We start from the raw sequence: 16,330 nt of genomic DNA, 5'->3' as shown, positions 1-16,330 counted from the left end.
GCCACACCGACCCGCGCGTGATCACTCTCAGCTTCGCCGCCGGCGAGCCGGTCGTCCTGCTGATCATCCCTGCGGGCACCGTCGCCGGCGCCGCCGAGGCCACGCTCAAGCTCACCGCCCAGGACGTCGCCGGCTTGAGCATCGACGCCATTCTCACCCTCGCGCACCTGCCGGGCGACCCCGCTCTGCGTGCCTCGGCCGACGGCTCGGCCCGTTGGGAGGACGAGGGCGGGTCGGTCATCGGGCAGCCGGCGCAGCCATCCATGGGACGGCCGGCGCCGTCGCAGTGACCCCGTGTGCAGCCTGCCGGCCGGATCGAGCGGTCCTGGCACCGCCCGTACTGGCGGCGGGCCGATCTCCGGCCGGCAGGCATCTCATCCAGCTTCTCCCGTGAGGAGACCTTCCATGACCGTCATCGACATCGCCCCGCTCGCCGGGATGAGCGCCTCGGCGCCGACCCTCGTGCATCTGTCAGGGGACATCGACATCTTCACCACAGCCCGGCTGCGCAAGCGGCTGATCACCGCCCTCGACCACAGCACCGGCCTGCTCGTCCTGGATCTGTCCCGGGTCACCTTCTGCGGGGCCGGCGGGATCGGCGTGCTGGTCGGCGTGCAAGGCCGTGCCCGGGCGCGGGGCATCACACTGGCCCTGACCGGCGTTCCGCCGCGCATGGCCCGGCTGCTGCGCATCACCGGCCTGGACCACCGCTTCCCGGTCATGGCGTGACCTGCATGCCGAGCGTCACCCACGCATGGTGGCCGGCAAGCACACACTGCGCACCCGCACCCGCCCCAGCACGCTCGGGGGACGTTAGTCCTGGTCAGCACGCTTGAAAGGAGCTCGTTCCACATGGAGGAGACGATCTATTGTGAGGGGAGGGGGCTCCAGGGGGAAGGCGTCAAGGTGACGGGTGATGGTGAGCGGATGCTGGGCGGCCTGCTGGACGCCACTCAGCTGTCCGCGATGGAGGATCTGCCGGGCCTGGTCGCCGCGTACGGACGGTTGGCCGGCTTCTCTCAGACGATGATCTACGTGGCTGACCTGCAGCAGCAGTTGCTGGTGCCCTTGGCCGGGCAGTGCGACGTGTACGGCGAACGGCTCGAGGCGATCCGGATTGACGCCACCATGGCCGGGCGCGCCTTCCGCGACGTGGAGATCGTCGAGGCCCGGCACGTGCTGGATCCCGCCGCTCCCGAGAGCGTCCCTGCCTCGCCGGTCGGCGAGGGGCCGCAGCGGCTATGGGTGCCGTTGCTGAGCGGCACCGAACGGGTCGGCGTCCTGGGAGTGAGCGTGCAGCGGGGATATGAGCGCGCGGCGTTGCTGGCCGGCCGGCTGGCCTCGCTCCTCTCGCTGCTGCTGGTCAGCAAGAGCCCCTACAGCGATTCCTACGCCCGTTTGGTCCGCGCCCGGCCGATGACGCTGTCGGCCGAGGTGTTGTGGAACCTGCTGCCGCCTGGGGCCTTCGCCGACGACAGGGTGGTGGTCAGTGCCGCGCTGGAGCCGGCCTACGAGGTGGGCGGCGATGCCTACGACTACGCGATCGATGGCGACACCCTGCATGTGTCGATCTTCGACGCGATGGGGCACGACACCGCGGCCGGGCTCACCGCCACCATCGCCATCGGGTCGGCTCGCACCAGCCGCCGCCGGGGCACGACGCTGCCCGCGACGAGCGAGGCGATCGACGCGGCGATCGCCGAGCAGTTCACCGGCCGCTTCGCCACCGGCGTCCTTGCCGATCTCGATCTGCGGACCGGCCGGCTGACCTGGGTCAATCGAGGTCACCATCCGCCGTTGGTGATCCGAGGCGGCCGGCAGGTCGCCACCTTGACCAGCGTGCCCGACCCCCCGATGGGTCTGGGCTGGGGAGTGTCCACCGGGCTGCTGCACTACCAGCTCGAGCCCGCGGACCGGCTGCTGTTCTACACCGACGGCATCATCGAGGCCCAGAGCCCGAGCGGGGAGCTGTTCGGGCTGGAGCGCTTCATCGACTTCATCGTCCGCCGCGAGGCCGACGGCATGTCGGCTCCGGAAACCCTGCGCCGCCTGATCCAGGCCATCCTGGAGCACCAGCGCGGCCGGCTGCAGGACGACGCCACCGTACTGACGGCCGAATGGCGCACCCAGCGGCAACGGCCGCTCACCCTGGAACGCTCCATCATGACCGTGCCGCACGAGGCACATGGTGATCAAGAGCCATCAGCACGCCGAAAATCAGGCGGCCAGCTCGACGTCGGTGAAGTCGACCTCCTTAAGTAGGGGGTCGAACGGGGCTGGCTGGTGATGTAGCTCGTCGGTGGCGTAGGCGCCGAAGCGGCTGATGTGGGCCCGCAGATACGGGGCGATCTGGCCGAGCTGGTCGGCGGTGATCTCCCAGCCTTCGGCCACGAGCTGCCGCACGACATCGGAGATGTCCAAGGCGTTGTGGAAGACGACCAGGTTGGCCAGCAGCGTGTTGAACTTGATCAGTTTCTCCTGCTCTTCGGGGTCGTTGTCGGCCAGCACCCCGCCGAAGCCGATCCACTTGGAGAACCCGTTGTAGGACTCGACCTTGTTCGTCGCCGCGGTGACCCGCGCCCGCAGCGCCGGGTCGGCCAGATACCGCAACAGAGCGACGGTACGGACGCTGCGGCCGACCTCCCGGAAGGCCTTGTAGATGCGGTTCTTGCGGGAGTTGGAGCGCAGGCGCCGCATCAGCGTGGCCGAGGACAGGCGGCCCTCGCTGATGGAGATCGCCACCTGCATCAGGTCGATCCAGTGCTTGTCGATCAGCTTCCAGTCGATGACGTTGCGGCCGCTCTCGCCGAACAGCTGGTCGATGTGCGGGTAGGCGATCTTCTCCGAGGCGCGGAAGAAGATCAGGTCCTTGTAGTTGCGGATGCGCGGCATCAGGTCGAACCCGAACAACGTGGCCAGGGCGAAGACCGGGAAGTTCTGGCCCTGGGTGTCGGCGTGCACGGTGGAGGGCTGGATGTCGGAGCCGTTGGCCAGCAGCCCTTCGATCAGGTGCACCGCCTCCCACACCCCGCACGGGATGAACCGGGAGAACAGCGCCACGTAGGTGTCGGAGATGTAGTGGTAGGCGATGCCGCCGAATCCTCCGTACCGGATGGAAGTCTCGGCCAGGAGATTATCGATGTAGGTGTCCACCTGGGTGCCGTCGGCGGCCACCGTGCTACCGTCCCCCCAGGCCTTGACCACGTCCAGCTCGGCGAAGGCGTTGACCACATCCGCGATCGCGGCGTTCAGCTTCTTCAGGGTGATGTGCCGGTTGCGGACCATGGACAGCTCGCGGGCGGTGACGCCGGCGATGTGCTTGGCCGCCTCGTACGGGCCGATGTTGATACCGCCGGTGAACACCGCCAGCGAGTACCGCCCCAGCTTGTCCTTGATCTTGGGGTCGGAGCCGGAGGCCGGGCCGAAGTGGCGATACCAGCTCAGCCAGTGAGCGGTGCGCGCCACGATCGACAGCAGCGAGCGTTCGGGCATGCGCCGCTCGATCTCGGCCGCCAGCCGCTCGGCATCCGCATCGCTGCCCTTGCCGCGGCGGCGCTTGAGGGTCGGCACACCGGCCTCGTCGATGATCAGGTCGGCGTTGTCGAGGTAGCCGGCGTCCAAATGCGCGGCCGCGCTCAGATGGGCGTCCTTGAGGTGGGCGACGAAACCGGCCGGGGTGTCGGGCAGCCCGACCTTCTCGCAGAAGGCAGCCAGCTTCGACTGGCACTCTTCCCAAGGCTGCAGATGGGCGCCCCAGTCGGCGTACTCGTTCGAGCCGAGCACGGCCACGTCGCCGGTGCGCAGTTCCTCGGCCAAGTAACAGAACACCATCGCCTCGAAATGCCGGCGCGCCACCATGCCGGGACGGCGCCGGTCGGTCACCGCGCGCCGCCAGTTGCCCGAGGCGAACGCGATGCCCGACTCCGGGACGTCCTCCTCCACCGGCGGGGGCAGCGGGATGAAGTCGCGCCGCTTGGGTGAGTGCTCGCGGGCGTGCGCCAGCGCGGCCAGCACCGAATCGTCGCTGGAGGTGGCCTTCAGCCGCAGCTTGCCCGCCAGCTCGAACAGCGCCGGCCGGTCCTTCTTGAAGAACCGGTACACCAGCAGCTCGTGGGCGTCGCCGTGGAAGGCGGCGACCTCCTCGATGTCGGCCAACTGGGCGGCGAACCCGCCGGCCTGCTCCACCGCCGCCCGTACGGTCTGCACGCTGCGGGTCTGCACCACGAGCGCCGACAGCATCTCGCCGAGCGCCTGGACCTGCCCGGCGCCCGCCGCGCACGAGGTCACCGCCTCCATGGCCCGCGCCACCGCCTCGACCCCGGCGGCCGAGGCCTCGCTACCGGGGTCGAGACGTTCCAGCACCTGACGGTAGGTACCGATCAACCGCTCGCTGGTCGCACGCTGCCGAGCGCGGATCTCCTCCAGCTCCGCCTTGGCCCGTTTGACGTGGGAGGCCATCCGCTTGCACAACATCTCGGCCAGGTCGTCTCGGGCCCGCATCCGGGCGGTGTGCGTCAAGCACACCAGCAACGCCACCTGCTTGACCGGGTCATAGCGCGACAAGGTGTCGGCGTCCTGCGCGTCGGCCTCACCCGCGAAGTCGGCGATCTTCGACGGCGCGATGCCCTCCAGCCAGGCGTCGGTGTCGCCGAGCGCGTCCACCTGATCCAGCCATCTCACCTGCTCGCGGAACCGCGACCAGGTGGCCCGCTGGGCGGGCTTCTTGAGCCGGTTGAACGTCGATTTGCCGTCCGGCCCGACAACGAGCAACCCCTCCATCCGGGCCCGGCCCGCCTCACCCATCCGCCGCAGGATCGTGGCGAAGATGGCGGCGTTCACCTCAGCGCGGATGCTCGTGGCCAGGTCCTCCAGCGTCGTGTACCCGAGCAGCTCCAGCCGACGCCGGAGCAACTCCTCGATCGCCACGTTGATCAGATCCGCCGGATTGTTCTTGGCCTGGGCCGCCTTCCGGATCGCCGCCGCGGCGATCGCCCGGGCCCGGCCCGCGTCGTACTTCACGCCCTGACGCTGGCGCACCAGCTTGCGATGCGCCTTCGCGCTACGGGAGGCGCCATGGTCCGGCCAGACGTCCTCAGGCAGCTCCAGACAGCGCCGGACGTGGTCGATCACCACCTCAGGGATCTCGTCCGGGGCCGGGAAACGCGCCATCTTCTGAAAGCACTTCAACGCCAGCACCAGCGCGAAGCGCGACTCCAAGCTGCCGGTGCGCCTTTCTGCCCAGGCCACCTCCTCCGGCGACGGCGTGAAGAACACATGCAGCACTCGCGCCGACGTCAGCCGCTTGAACTGCGGATAGGCGGTCCGCTCGATCCACGTCATCCCAGGCCGTCCCTCGCCTCAATCCCGGCGTCCAGACGCCGAAACCGTAGCGACGATGACCCCCACCAGAGACCTCGTTCACCAAACCGCAACCAAGCCCATCCGGAGGGTCACATCATCCGACGCATCTGCCCTCTGGGCCGCGGCTCAGCGCTTCACTGCCCCTTTCTCTCGTACTTGGTCTGGCCCCCTAGGTCGCCAACCTCAGCCCCCGGCTTCACTCTTGTTATCTTTGGTGGCTCTCAGTCGTGCGACAAGTACTTCAAGTAGTGCGGGCGGCTACTTGACGCACAGTATCTGGGGGTCCGTACGGCATGTGGGTCACGTCAGGTGCGTGGCCCTCGGGGGGGTCGGGCACAGCGCCATCCTCGAACAGGAGTCCACGAAACGTTTCGACCGAAACGTTTCCGGTGCAGCAGTGCACGCTCGTGAGCGCTGCCAAGCGTCGTTCCCATAGCTTCTTCCGTGAGCCTTGCTGGCTCGATGCCGTGGGCCGACAAAGGAGGTCCGCGGCGGCGATCGCCCCAGCCACTGTCGGAGCCCAGCTACCGCCGGCGATCGTCACGGCCTCGGCCAAGCTACGGAAGGTGTTTCGGCCGAAAAACCTGGACGCATGTTCGAGGCAACATGCCTTACTAATCGACGGCGCGCTGGCCTGCCGAGACATTCGGATAGCCAGATAAACCAGGACGCGCCGGGGACATGGTGTTGCGTGAACCTGTCCCACGCGCTGCTGGGCAAGGCCATGTCGTACGGGACGGCCTATGAGTTGTTCTGCCGCCCGCCCAGGGCCGCTTTGAGCTTGGGTCGAGCTCAGTCAACTTGGCCTACGTGAAAGAAGAGATCACCATCCTCTGACCTGCTGGAAGGGTCCTCCAACCCTAGATAATCCACGGGAGCGGTAGGTGCGCCGGGTCTCATCCGACAGCGGCGCGCGCTCCAGCGCCGCGGCGTACTCGCCGAACACGGTGCCATAGAGGGGCGGGAGCCGGGTGGGGCGCGCGCCCGGACGGCGCTTCGTAATCTCCCCCGATGGGCATGGCCTCGTCCTGCTGATCGAGATCACGGCGCCGTGGTGTCGAGGCCGGGAGCGGTCCTGTCGGGGCATGCGGTCTGAGAGGCGTGTGCGGCGGCGGAAAGCTCCCAGCGGTGCGGGGGTTGTGCGCCTTCCCGGGTGGTGGCGAGTGCGCCAGCGAGCACTGCGCGGGTGAGGAGGCGCCGCAGCGCTTCGGGGTGGTCGGGGATGTGGGCGCGTGGGCGCCGCCCAGCCTCGGTGCGGACGAGCCCGTCCAGGAGCGCCGCCTGGAAGGCATCGCCGGCGCCGACGGTGTCGACGACCTCGACCGAGGGTGCCGGCACCGACACCTGCGCAAGGGCCGTGTAAGCGGTCGCTCCGGCGGCGCCGCGGGTGAGAACGACCAGCCGGGGACCGAGGGACCGAAGCCGTCGGGCACTGTCTTGCGGGTCATGTTCCGGCCACAGCCAGCGCAGGTCTTCATCACTGGCCTTGACCACATCGGCCACCGCGACGAAACGTTCGAGCGCCGACCGGTAGGCGCGGTGGTCTGGTTGCACGGCCGGGCGCACGTTGAGGTCGATGCTCACCGTGCAGCCTTGCCGGTGGACTTGTATGCACAGGTTGAGAACATTTTGGGCTCCGGGTTCAACGGCCACTGCGAGCGAGCCGGTGTGCAGAAGGATGACGTCCTGGCTCAGCGTCGGCGTTTCGGGAGCCCAGTGAGGGACGAACTCATACGTTGCGGAGCCAGTGTCGGCATCGAGGTAGGCCAGAGCGACCGTTGATCTCCGGGACGCCTCGGCAATCCGAACGACGTCGAGGCCGGTGTCCGCCAGATAGGACTTGATCATCTGGCCGGGCGGGTCGTCGCCCCAGCAGGTGAGGAGGCTGACGGGGCATCCCAGACGCCGTAGCCCGAGGGCCACATTGGCCGGGCTGCCCCCGGGAGAGATGCGCAGCGTGTCCGTACCGGCTCGCCACAACAGGTCCACCAGTGTTTCGCCCACCACGACAACAGGTGCGGTGGAGATCGTCATATGGCCGTCCTTAGGGTCAGGCTCTGATCGCGTCGGCTCCGGTGCTCTCACGGAGTGATCGGATCTCGCAGGCCAGGGTCACAGCGCGGGTTCGAGGCCGCCGACGGTGTAGCGCACGGGCATGGGGTCGCCGAGTTCGCCGGCGAAGCGCCCGTCGCGTTCCTCGACGAAACCGATGAGGTTCCAGGCGCCGTCGGTGTCCTGTACCAGGCGGGTGGCGTAGAGGTTGGAGACCGGGACGGGTCGTGCCCGCGAGAGATCCCACGGGCCGGTGACCGAGCGGCCGGGCACCGCCCAGATCTGCTCGGGCTCTGTCCGCTGGGTGAGGTTGCTGCAGAACAGCAGGAGCGGCTGGCCGTCGACGACGGCGCTCTGGGGGACTTCGAGGTGGCCGAACCCGGCGGGTTCGGTCAGGGGAGGTCGGACCTCCCAATGCAGGAGGTCGGGTGACCAGGCGTGTCCGATGACCCCTCGGCCGCCGGCCGGTCCTTGCCTGGCGTGGGCGGTGATGAGCATGTGCCAGCCGTCGCCGGTGGGGTCGGCGAACACCCACGGGTCGCGCCAGGCCTCGCCCGGCCAGTCGGTGGAGTCGGCGTGCTCGTACCAGGTGGGGTCGGGCTCGACCAGGGGTTTGTCGCCAAAGCGGTGCCAGGTGTGCAGGTCGTCGGAGGTGGCCAGGCCGATGCGCTGGACGAGGCGGCCGGCGGCATGGCCGACTCCGGTGTAGAACATGTACCAGCCGTCCGGGCCGCGCACGACGCTGCCGGTCCAGGTTGCGAGGCCGTCCCATGCTGGGCCGTCGGCCGGGACGAGCGCGTCGGCCCGCAACTCCCAGGAGCACAGGTCGCTGGAGACGGCATGTCCGATGGAGGCGCGCTTGTGGCGGCGCTCAGGATCCAGCAGCGCGCGGGAGGCGCGGAGGAAGAAGGCGTGGAAGCGGCCTTCGTCGTCGCGTGTGTACCAGCTGTCCCACACCCAGGCGTCGGGCAAGCGCAGCATTCGTCACTCTCCAAGGCTAAATCGATTGAGCAACAGGGGGGCGAACACCGGTCGGTTCGACCGGCACCACGAGATCAGGCGGTGGGCGCCGCTATAGAGCCTCGCTCGCGCAGTGGCATCGGCACCCATCGAGTTCCGGGGCCGGCGTCCTCGTCGAGCAGGAGTTCGGCCGCGAGGCGGCCCATGTCCTCGTGGGGCAGTGCGGCGGTGGTCAGGCCGGGGCGCATCCATGCGGCCATGGGTTCATCGTCGAAGGACACGATCGAGATGTCGCCGGGGACGGTGCAGCGTGCCTCGGCGGCGGCCTGGTAGGCGCCGAAGGCGAGCCGGTCATTCATGCAGATGACCCCGGAGGGCCGGTTGGGGCGGCGCAGCAGGGCGCGCATGCCGGCGTATCCGCTCTCGACCTCCCAGTCGGCCGTCTGCTCACCCGTCGAGAGCCGAAGGCGCTGCCCGGTAAGCGCCCGGCGGATGCCTCGCAGGCGCAGCCCCGCGGCGAGCGCTCTGTGCGGTCCCCGCTCGACCGACTCGGTCCGGCCGAGCACGGCGATGCGCCTGTGCCCGTGAGCGATGAGTGCGGCGGCGACGGCGTATCCCGCGTCCTCCTCACCGGGCAGGACGGACGGGAGCCGGTGTGCGCTGGTGGCGTTGAGCAGCACCGTCCGGACCGACAGCAGCGGCGGCGGGACGGCGAGGTGGCGGCTGTACATGGCGGCGTAGATGACGCCGTCGACCTGGCGGTGCAGCATCGCGTCGATCACGTCGCGCTCGAGGTCCGGGTCGCCCTGCGTTTCGGCGATCAGCAGGACGTGGTCGCGTTCGCGGGCGGCGTCGAGCGCCCCGCGGATCATGCCGCCGGCGAACCGGGTGGTGGCGACCGTGTCGGAGATGAGCGCGATGGTCGCGGTCTTGTGGGTGCGCAGGCTGCGCGCCGCCACGTTGGGGCGGTAGCCGAGCTCGCTCGCCGCGGCGAGCACCCGCCGCCGGGCGTCCTCCGACAGCCGGGTCCCCTCGCGCCCGTTGAGCACCCGGGAAGCCGCCGTCGTGGACAGGCCAGCGCGCCGAGCCACGTCGGCCAGCGTCACTCTGCGTTGAGACATGCTCTCCTCCCCGGGGACACGGGCTCCGTCGTCTGATCATCGTAGGGGGGCTTGACACGGCGCATACCGGGACGCATCCTTTGCTAAATCGTTTGCGCAACGATAACACGTCCGACGGTGTCGTCGGCAGCACGGAAAAGTCGCTGGTAGACGCCCTAACTGGCGCTCTGGCCGGCTGTCACAACGCCTCGATCCAACCCTGCAGTGCCTACTTCGATCTGGAGATGAACGTGTCCGGCCTCCTATCCCACGGCTGGTCGCCGCCCCGGTGGCCGCGCCTGAGCGCCGCCATCGCCACCGCGGCCGTCACCGCGCTCGCCGCCACCGCCTGCGGGACGGGCGGTGCGAAGAGCAGCGGCGGACAGGTGAGCGACCAGTTCACCTTCGGCTTTCCTGCGTCGCCGCCGAGCCTGAACCCGGGGATCGGCGATCCCTCGTACTCGGCCTTCTACCAGTGGGCGTACGACCCCTTGGTCGTCATGAAGCCAGACGGCACGTTCGGGCCGGGGCTCGCGGTCAAATGGGGCTACTCCGGCAAGGGCAACCGTGTCTACGAGCTGACCTTGCGCGAAGGGCTCAAGTTCAGCGACGGCACCGCCCTGGACGCCCAGGCTGTGAAGACCTACCTGGACTATGCGCGCGGCCAGAAAATCGGGTCGCCGGCGCAGTTGCTGGTGAGCGTCTCCGAGGTCGAGGTCACAGGGCCCCTGACGGTGCGGCTGAACCTGAGAAAGTCCGACCCGAACCTGACCTTCGCCTTCGCGCAGGCGTTCGGCGGTGGGGACATCGCCAGCCCGAAGGCGGTGGCCGATCCCGCGACCCTGGACAAGGGAACGGCGGGGGCCGGCCCGTACATGCTGCAGGCATCGCAGACCGTCGTGGGAGACCACTACACGTTCGTGCCGAATCCGCATTACTGGGACAAGAGTCGGCAGCGCTGGAAGTCGGTCACGATCCGCGTGATTCCCAACCCCTCGTCGATGATCCAGGCGATGCGGGCCGGGCAGGTACAGGCCGCGCTGGGGGATCCGACGACGCTGCAGGCGGCGCGCGGCGCCGGGCTCACCGTCTCGGCCCCGCCGCAGGCGCTGACCGGGCTCAACCTGGTCGACCGGGCGGGGGAGCTGGCCAAGCCGCTCGGCGATGTGCGGGTCCGGCAGGCGCTGAACCACGCGGTCGACCGCGCTGCCATCGCCAAGGCCCTCTACGGCGATCAGAAGCTGACGATCAGCCAGTACGCCCTGCCGGGGCAGGCCGCCTACGATCCGTCGCTGAACTCTGCCTACGCCTACGACCCGGGCCGTGCCAAGCAGCTGCTCGCCCAAGCGGGCTACCCCGACGGGTTCACGTTGCCGGTCCTGGACACCTCGCTGTCCGGGATGGACAAGATGATGCAGGCGGTGGCGGGCCAGCTGGCCAAGGTAGGAGTCAAGCTCCAGATCACGACGAAGGCGGTGGCCAACGACTACTTCGTCGCGATGCAGTCGGGGAAGTTCCCCGCGGCGGCCATCGGGTACGGTTTGGCCAACATGGCGTCGCTGTACGTCGGATTCGTCAACCCGCAGGGCCCGTTCAACCCGCTCCACACGGTCGACCCGAAGCTGGAGGCCTTGTACGGGCAGTACTTCGCGGCCGGCGAGCAGGACGGCGCGGCCATCCAGAAGCAGATCAACGCCTACCTGGTGGATCAGGCCTGGAGCCTGCCGGTGGTGGGTGCACCGCTGAGCTACTACCTGGTCAAGGGCCTCACCGGGCTCGATGCGACCACCGCCAATGCCGGTGTGCCATGGCTGACCGAACTCCGGCCGGCCGGCTGAGGCAGCGCACCCGAGCACGGAGACAATGATGCTGAAACTCATCCTGCGCCGGCTGGCGTGGTCGATACCGCTGGTGCTGGTGGCGTCCGTGGTGTCGTTCGCCCTGGTGGCGTTGCTGCCGGGTGACGCCGCCCGTTCATTGCTGGGCCCCAACGCCACGGCGGACCAGTTGGAGGCCGCACGCCAGGAACTCGGGCTGGACCGGCCGCTGTGGGTCCAGTACTGGAACTGGTTGTCGGGGGCGTTGCACGGAGACCTGGGCAGCTCGCTGATCAACCGGCAGCCGGTCGCCGGGCAGCTCGGCGACCGGCTCGGGCCCTCTCTCTCGCTGATCATCGGCGCCGTGCTCGTCGCCACGGCCGTGGGTGTGCTGATGGGTGTGCGGGCGGCACGCCGGGGTGCGGTGGGCCGTCTCGTGCAGGCCGGTTCCATCATCGGCCTGGCGCTGCCCGACTTCTGGCTGGGACTGGTCCTGGTCGTGGTGTTCGCGGTCAAGCTCGCGGCCTTCCCGCCCACCGGATACATCCCGCTGGGCCAAGATCCCGCAGGCTGGCTGAACTCGCTGGTCCTTCCGGTCATCACGCTGGCGATGCCGGCCACCGCCACTATCGCCCGGCAGGCACGCGACGCCGTCTCAGCGGCCCTGGACCAGACCTACGTCCGCACGCTGCGGGCGGCCGGCGTGCCGGAGCTGTCGGTGGTCTACCGGCACGCGCTGAAGAACGCCGCGGTCCCGGTGCTGACCGTCATCGGGATGGTGTTCGTCGGCGCGCTCGGCGGAACCGTCGCGGTGGAGTTCATCTTCGCCATCCCCGGGCTCGGCAGCACCGCTGTCCAGGCGACCTCCGCCCACGACCTGCCGCTCATCCAAGGAGTGGTCGTGTACTTCACCCTCATCGTCGTCGCGGTGAACCTGCTCGTCGACGTGGCCTACGGCTACCTCAACCCCCGGGCGCGGCTGTCATGAGAACCTCGATTACCGCACTGCGCCGCAGACCGCTGGGGGCCATCGCGGCCGCCTACCTCGTCCTGCTGATCGCAGCCGGTCTGCTCGCCCCGGCCCTCGCGCCGCATCCGCCCCAGGCGCAGGACCTGGCCGACGTGCTCGCCGGGCCTTCGGCCGGTCATCTGCTCGGCACCGACACACTCGGCCGCGACGTGCTCAGCCGGCTGCTGTACGGGATCACCCCGTCGCTGGTCAACGTGGTGATCGCGCTGGTGGTGTTCCTCGCGCTCGGCCTGCCCCTGGGGATCACGGCCGGTTACCGGGGCGGCTTGATCGACGCGGCGGTCAGCCGGGCCACCGAACTGGCCCTCGGCATCCCCTCGATCATCCTGGTGCTGGTGGTCCTCGCCGTTTTCTCCTCCAGTCCGACGGCGGCGATGGTGACCCTCGGCGTGCTGGGAGCCCCCATGCTCACGCGTGTCGTGCGTGGCGCGACCCTCCTGGTCCGCGACGAGCTGTTCGTCATCGCCGCACGGGTCGCCGGTGTCCGTCCCTGGCGGATCATGACCGGTCACATCCTGCGGCGCGTGCTCGGTCCCGTGCTGGTGCAGGGATCGGTGTTCGCGGGAGTGGCGCTTGCGTTCCAGGCCGCGTTGGCCTTCCTCGGCGTCACCGCCGCCGGCAACCGGCCCAGCTGGGGCCAAATGATCAGCGAGGCTTCGTCGGTCATCACCACCAGCTCATGGCTGCTCGTTCCGCCCGGGGTGGCGCTGGCACTGACCGTGCTCGCCTTCGGCGTGCTCGGTGACACGATCCGCGACATCTCATCCGGCGAGCGGCTGTCGGCCCGGCGCCGACGCACCGGCGCGGAACCGGCCACGACTCAACCCGCTACCACAACCGACACCAGCGATGCTCTGTTGAAGGTCCAGAACCTGGCGATCAGCGCTGACGGCGGGCCGCTGCTCGTCAGCGACGCGAGCTTCACCGTCCGAGCGGGTGAGACCGTCGCCGTCGTGGGCGAATCCGGCTGCGGCAAGACGATGACCGCACTGGCGGTCCTCGGCCTGCTCCCCAGCGGAGTCCAGATCACCTCAGGGCACGTGGAATTCGCCAGCATGGACCTGGTCGCCGGCGGACCGAAGGCCTACCGCGCCGTACGGGGCTCGGGCATCGCCTACATCGCGCAGGACGCGCTGGGCAGCCTCGACCCCACCCACACCATCGGCAGCCACCTCATCGAGGTCATCCGCTGTCGCGATGAGCTGTCCCGGCGGGACGCCCGCGCCCGCGCGATCGAGCTGCTGCACCAGGTCAAGCTCACCGACACCGACCGGGTCCTGGCCGCCTATCCGCATCAGATCTCCGGCGGCATGGCCCAGCGCGTCAACATCGCCCTCGCGCTCGCCGGACGGCCGCAGCTGGTGATCGCCGACGAGCCGACCACGGCACTCGACGTCACCGTCCAAGCCGGGATCCTGCAACTGCTGCGGGAACTGCGACACGAGACCGGGATGGCGATCCTGCTCATCACCCACGACTGGGGCGTCGTGGCGGACATCGCCGACCGCGCTGTCGTCATGTACGCCGGCGAGGTCGTGGAGAAGGCCGACGTTGAGGCGCTGTTCCGCGCGCCGCGCTTCCCTTACAGCGCCGCCCTACTGGCCGCCGACCCCAGCAATGCCGCCGAAGGGGCTCGTCTGCCCACCCTGCCCGGGCGTGTACCACCGCCCGGCTTCTGGCCGGCGGGTTGCCGGTTCGCCGGACGTTGCGCCCACACCACCGATGCCTGCACGACGGCGCCCATCCCCCTGGTCCAGGTGGGGGCTGATGCGGCGACCCGGTGCAGCCGCGTGGACGAGCTCGTCCAGGAAGGAGCACTACCGCAGTGACCGACACTCCCGCGCTCGCGGTCCGCAACCTCGCCGTCGGCTTCCGGCGCCGGCGCCGTGACCCGATGTTCTGGGCCTTGGACGACGTCACCCTCATCGTCCCGCAGGGAAGGACCATGGGCCTGGTCGGCGAGTCCGGCTCGGGAAAGTCCACCCTCGCCAAAGCCGTTCTCGGCCTCGCGCCCATCGCCTCAGGCGCCGTGCAACTGCTCGATCAAGACATCACCCGCCTGCGGCCGGCCCAGCGACGCAAGCTCGGCAGCACGCTCCAGGCGGTGTTCCAGGACCCGAACAGCTCACTCAACCCCTCCTACACCATCGGCCGGTCCCTCGCAGAGCCACTGCGAGCACAGGGAACGCACTCTCGCCACGACATCACCGGCCGCACCACCGCCATGCTCAAGGACGTCGGCATGGAGCCCAGTGCCGCGTCACGGTTCCCACGCGACTTCTCCGGCGGCCAACGCCAGAGGATCTCGATCGCCCGCGCCCTGATGACCGCGCCCCGCCTGGTCATCTGCGACGAAGCCGTCAGCGCACTGGACCTCTCGGTCCAGGCACAGATCCTCAACCTGCTCGCCGACCTGCAAGACCAGCACGGGCTGAGCTACCTGTTCATCTCCCACGACATGTCGGTCGTCCGGCACCTGTGCCACGATCTCACCGTTCTGTACCGCGGCCAGGTCATGGAAGCAGGCCCCACCCACCTGGTCGCCCGCTCCCCGGCCCACCCCTACACCCGGGCGCTCCTGCTCGCCGCACCAGTCGCCGACCCCACTACGCAACGCCGACGCCGCCCCGCTGCAACGGTCCCCGAGAACTCCACCGGCGCCCAGGGCGGCTGCCCGTTCGCGCCTCGCTGCCCCTTCGCGACAGACCGCTGCCGACAGACCCGACCCGAAACCCGTCACCTCGACGACGGGCGGACCGTCGCCTGCCACCACTACCCCCAATGGCAACATGACGCGCCCGACCACGGGGCCGCGCCGCTGACCACGACCTCCAATGGAACGGAGACATCTTGAGCCCGCGCCCGCAAGGCCTCGTGACCCCCGGATTCGAACCGGTCGCCGAAGCCTTCTCCGACAACTTCGACCAACGCGGCGACACCGCCGCATCATGCGTCGTCTACATCGCAGGGCGACCGGTCATCGACATCTGGGCCGGACGGAGCGGACGCGGCGCCTGGACACCCGACACCCGCAGTGTGGTGTTCTCCGTCAGCAAGGGCGTCACCACCATCTGCGTCCTCATGGCCGCCGAACAAGGCCTGATCGATCTCGACGCCCCCGTGGCCAAGTACTGGCCGGAGTACGTCCAGAACGGCAAAGAGGGCACCACCGTCCGGCACCTGCTCGCCCACCAGGCCGGACTCGTCGCCCCCGACCAGGACCTGACGGCCGAGGATCTGCAGTCCTGGCATCCCGTGGCCGAGACCCTCGCCCGCCAAGCGCCCGCCTGGCCCCCCGGCACCGCATTCGCCTACCACGCACTCACCTTCGGCTGGCTCGTCGGCGAAGTCATGCGCCGCGCCACCGGCCACAGCGTCGGCGACTGGTTGCGCGACCACGTCACCGAACCACTCGGTCTTGCCATGACCTTCGGAGCCGACCCGGCCGCGGCCGACTTCTCCCCGATGCTCCAACCGCTCCCCATCACCGACCCCGCCGCCGCCAAGGCGATCGCCGCAGTGCTCGCGGACCCGACGGCGGTCCGCGCCATGAGCCTCGGCGGCGTCTTCAACGCCGGCGACATGCCCGCCTCCGCCAGCACGCCCGAGTTCCTCGCCCCGGAACTCCCCGCCGCGAACCTAGTCACCAACGCCCGCAGCCTCGCCCGCCTGTATGCCGCCACCATCGGCGACATCGATGGCATCCGCCTCCTTAGGCCCGCCACCATCCACGACGCCCGCGCCGTCCGCTCCCAAGGCCAGCCTCGTATCGGCCTCGACGAAGGCAACCGATGGGGAACCGGCTTCATGCTCCACTCGACACGGCGCGGCATGGCCGGGCCCGGCAGCTTCGGCCACGACGGCCTCGGCGGCCAGCTCGCCTTCGCCCACCCCGAATCCCAGACGGCCTTCGCCTACCAGACCATCCGCCCCGGCGGAATCCCCGACGACCGCGCCGAGGCCCTCTGCCGCGCACTGCGCGCCTGCCTGTAAAGCTGCACTCCAACCCT

At 69.4% G+C, this 16,330-nt stretch carries 12 protein-coding genes; 8 read left to right on the top strand and 4 right to left on the bottom strand.

All coding sequences use genetic code 11. From position 1 onward, the window contains the following. The 3 genes from ACIBST_RS35300 to ACIBST_RS35290 form a co-directional block, all read left to right on the top strand. Positions 1-290: hypothetical protein (locus ACIBST_RS35300; protein WP_397177917.1), on the top strand; the 290-nt coding region annotated here is incomplete at its 5' end. A 115-nt stretch (positions 291-405) separates the two neighbouring features. Next, a complete protein-coding gene (locus ACIBST_RS35295) occupies positions 406-729 on the top strand; it encodes an STAS domain-containing protein (protein WP_364344727.1) in 324 nt (107 codons plus the stop codon). A 123-nt stretch (positions 730-852) separates the two neighbouring features. After that, positions 853-2,262 carry a PP2C family protein-serine/threonine phosphatase gene (locus ACIBST_RS35290; protein WP_397177916.1) on the top strand — a complete coding sequence of 470 codons (1,410 nt, stop codon included), beginning with the start codon at positions 853-855 and terminating at the stop codon, positions 2,260-2,262. Here the strand turns inward: ACIBST_RS35290 and ACIBST_RS35285 are convergent. The 4 genes from ACIBST_RS35285 to ACIBST_RS35270 form a co-directional block, all read right to left on the bottom strand. Next, the gene (locus ACIBST_RS35285) at positions 2,218-5,340 is read right to left on the bottom strand and encodes a Tn3 family transposase (protein ID WP_397177915.1); all 3,123 of its coding nucleotides are present in this window, start codon (positions 5,338-5,340) and stop codon (positions 2,218-2,220) included. The two genes, ACIBST_RS35290 and ACIBST_RS35285, sit on opposite strands and share 45 nt — an antisense overlap. Positions 5,341-6,402: 1,062 nt before the next feature. Further along, positions 6,403-7,395 (bottom strand): carbohydrate kinase, encoded by a 993-nt coding sequence (locus ACIBST_RS35280; RefSeq protein WP_397177914.1) that lies wholly within the window; start codon positions 7,393-7,395, stop codon positions 6,403-6,405. Between the two features lie 78 nt (positions 7,396-7,473). Continuing rightward, entirely contained in the window at positions 7,474-8,394 is a 921-nt protein-coding gene (locus ACIBST_RS35275) for a hypothetical protein (protein WP_352319177.1), read from the bottom strand. A gap of 74 nt (positions 8,395-8,468) precedes the next feature. After that, on the bottom strand, positions 8,469-9,494 hold the full coding sequence (locus ACIBST_RS35270; protein ID WP_352319179.1) for a LacI family DNA-binding transcriptional regulator: 1,026 nt from the start codon (positions 9,492-9,494) through the stop codon (positions 8,469-8,471). 92 nt (positions 9,495-9,586) lie between these two features. Here ACIBST_RS35270 and ACIBST_RS35265 point away from each other — a divergent pair, with 92 nt between their 5' ends. Genes ACIBST_RS35265 through ACIBST_RS35245 form a run of 5 tightly spaced genes read left to right on the top strand, consistent with a single transcriptional unit; the run spans position 9,587 to position 16,313 of the window. Further along, positions 9,587-11,311: an ABC transporter substrate-binding protein gene (locus ACIBST_RS35265; protein WP_352319181.1), complete on the top strand. Its 1,725-nt coding sequence runs from the start codon at positions 9,587-9,589 to the stop codon at positions 11,309-11,311. Between the two features lie 28 nt (positions 11,312-11,339). Next, complete coding sequence (locus tag ACIBST_RS35260) at positions 11,340-12,278, top strand: ABC transporter permease (RefSeq protein WP_397177913.1); 939 nt, start codon at positions 11,340-11,342, stop codon at positions 12,276-12,278. Then, the gene (locus ACIBST_RS35255; protein WP_352319185.1) at positions 12,275-14,149 is read left to right on the top strand and encodes a dipeptide/oligopeptide/nickel ABC transporter permease/ATP-binding protein; all 1,875 of its coding nucleotides are present in this window, start codon (positions 12,275-12,277) and stop codon (positions 14,147-14,149) included. Before ACIBST_RS35260 ends, ACIBST_RS35255 begins: the two co-directional genes overlap by 4 nt. Continuing rightward, positions 14,146-15,174, top strand: a complete 1,029-nt coding sequence (locus ACIBST_RS35250) for an ABC transporter ATP-binding protein (protein ID WP_352319187.1) — start codon at positions 14,146-14,148, stop codon at positions 15,172-15,174. The genes ACIBST_RS35255 and ACIBST_RS35250 overlap by 4 nt, the downstream gene beginning before the upstream one ends. Then, complete coding sequence (locus ACIBST_RS35245; protein WP_352319189.1) at positions 15,171-16,313, top strand: serine hydrolase domain-containing protein; 1,143 nt, start codon at positions 15,171-15,173, stop codon at positions 16,311-16,313. Before ACIBST_RS35250 ends, ACIBST_RS35245 begins: the two co-directional genes overlap by 4 nt. The last annotated feature ends 17 nt before the right edge of the window (positions 16,314-16,330 follow it).

The organism is Nonomuraea sp. NPDC049684 (genome assembly GCF_044465345.1).
Taxonomy (GTDB): Bacteria; Actinomycetota; Actinomycetes; order Streptosporangiales; family Streptosporangiaceae; genus Nonomuraea.
The sequence above is the reverse complement of the archived record's forward strand: the minus strand, read 5'-3'. Positions and strand labels throughout refer to the sequence as shown.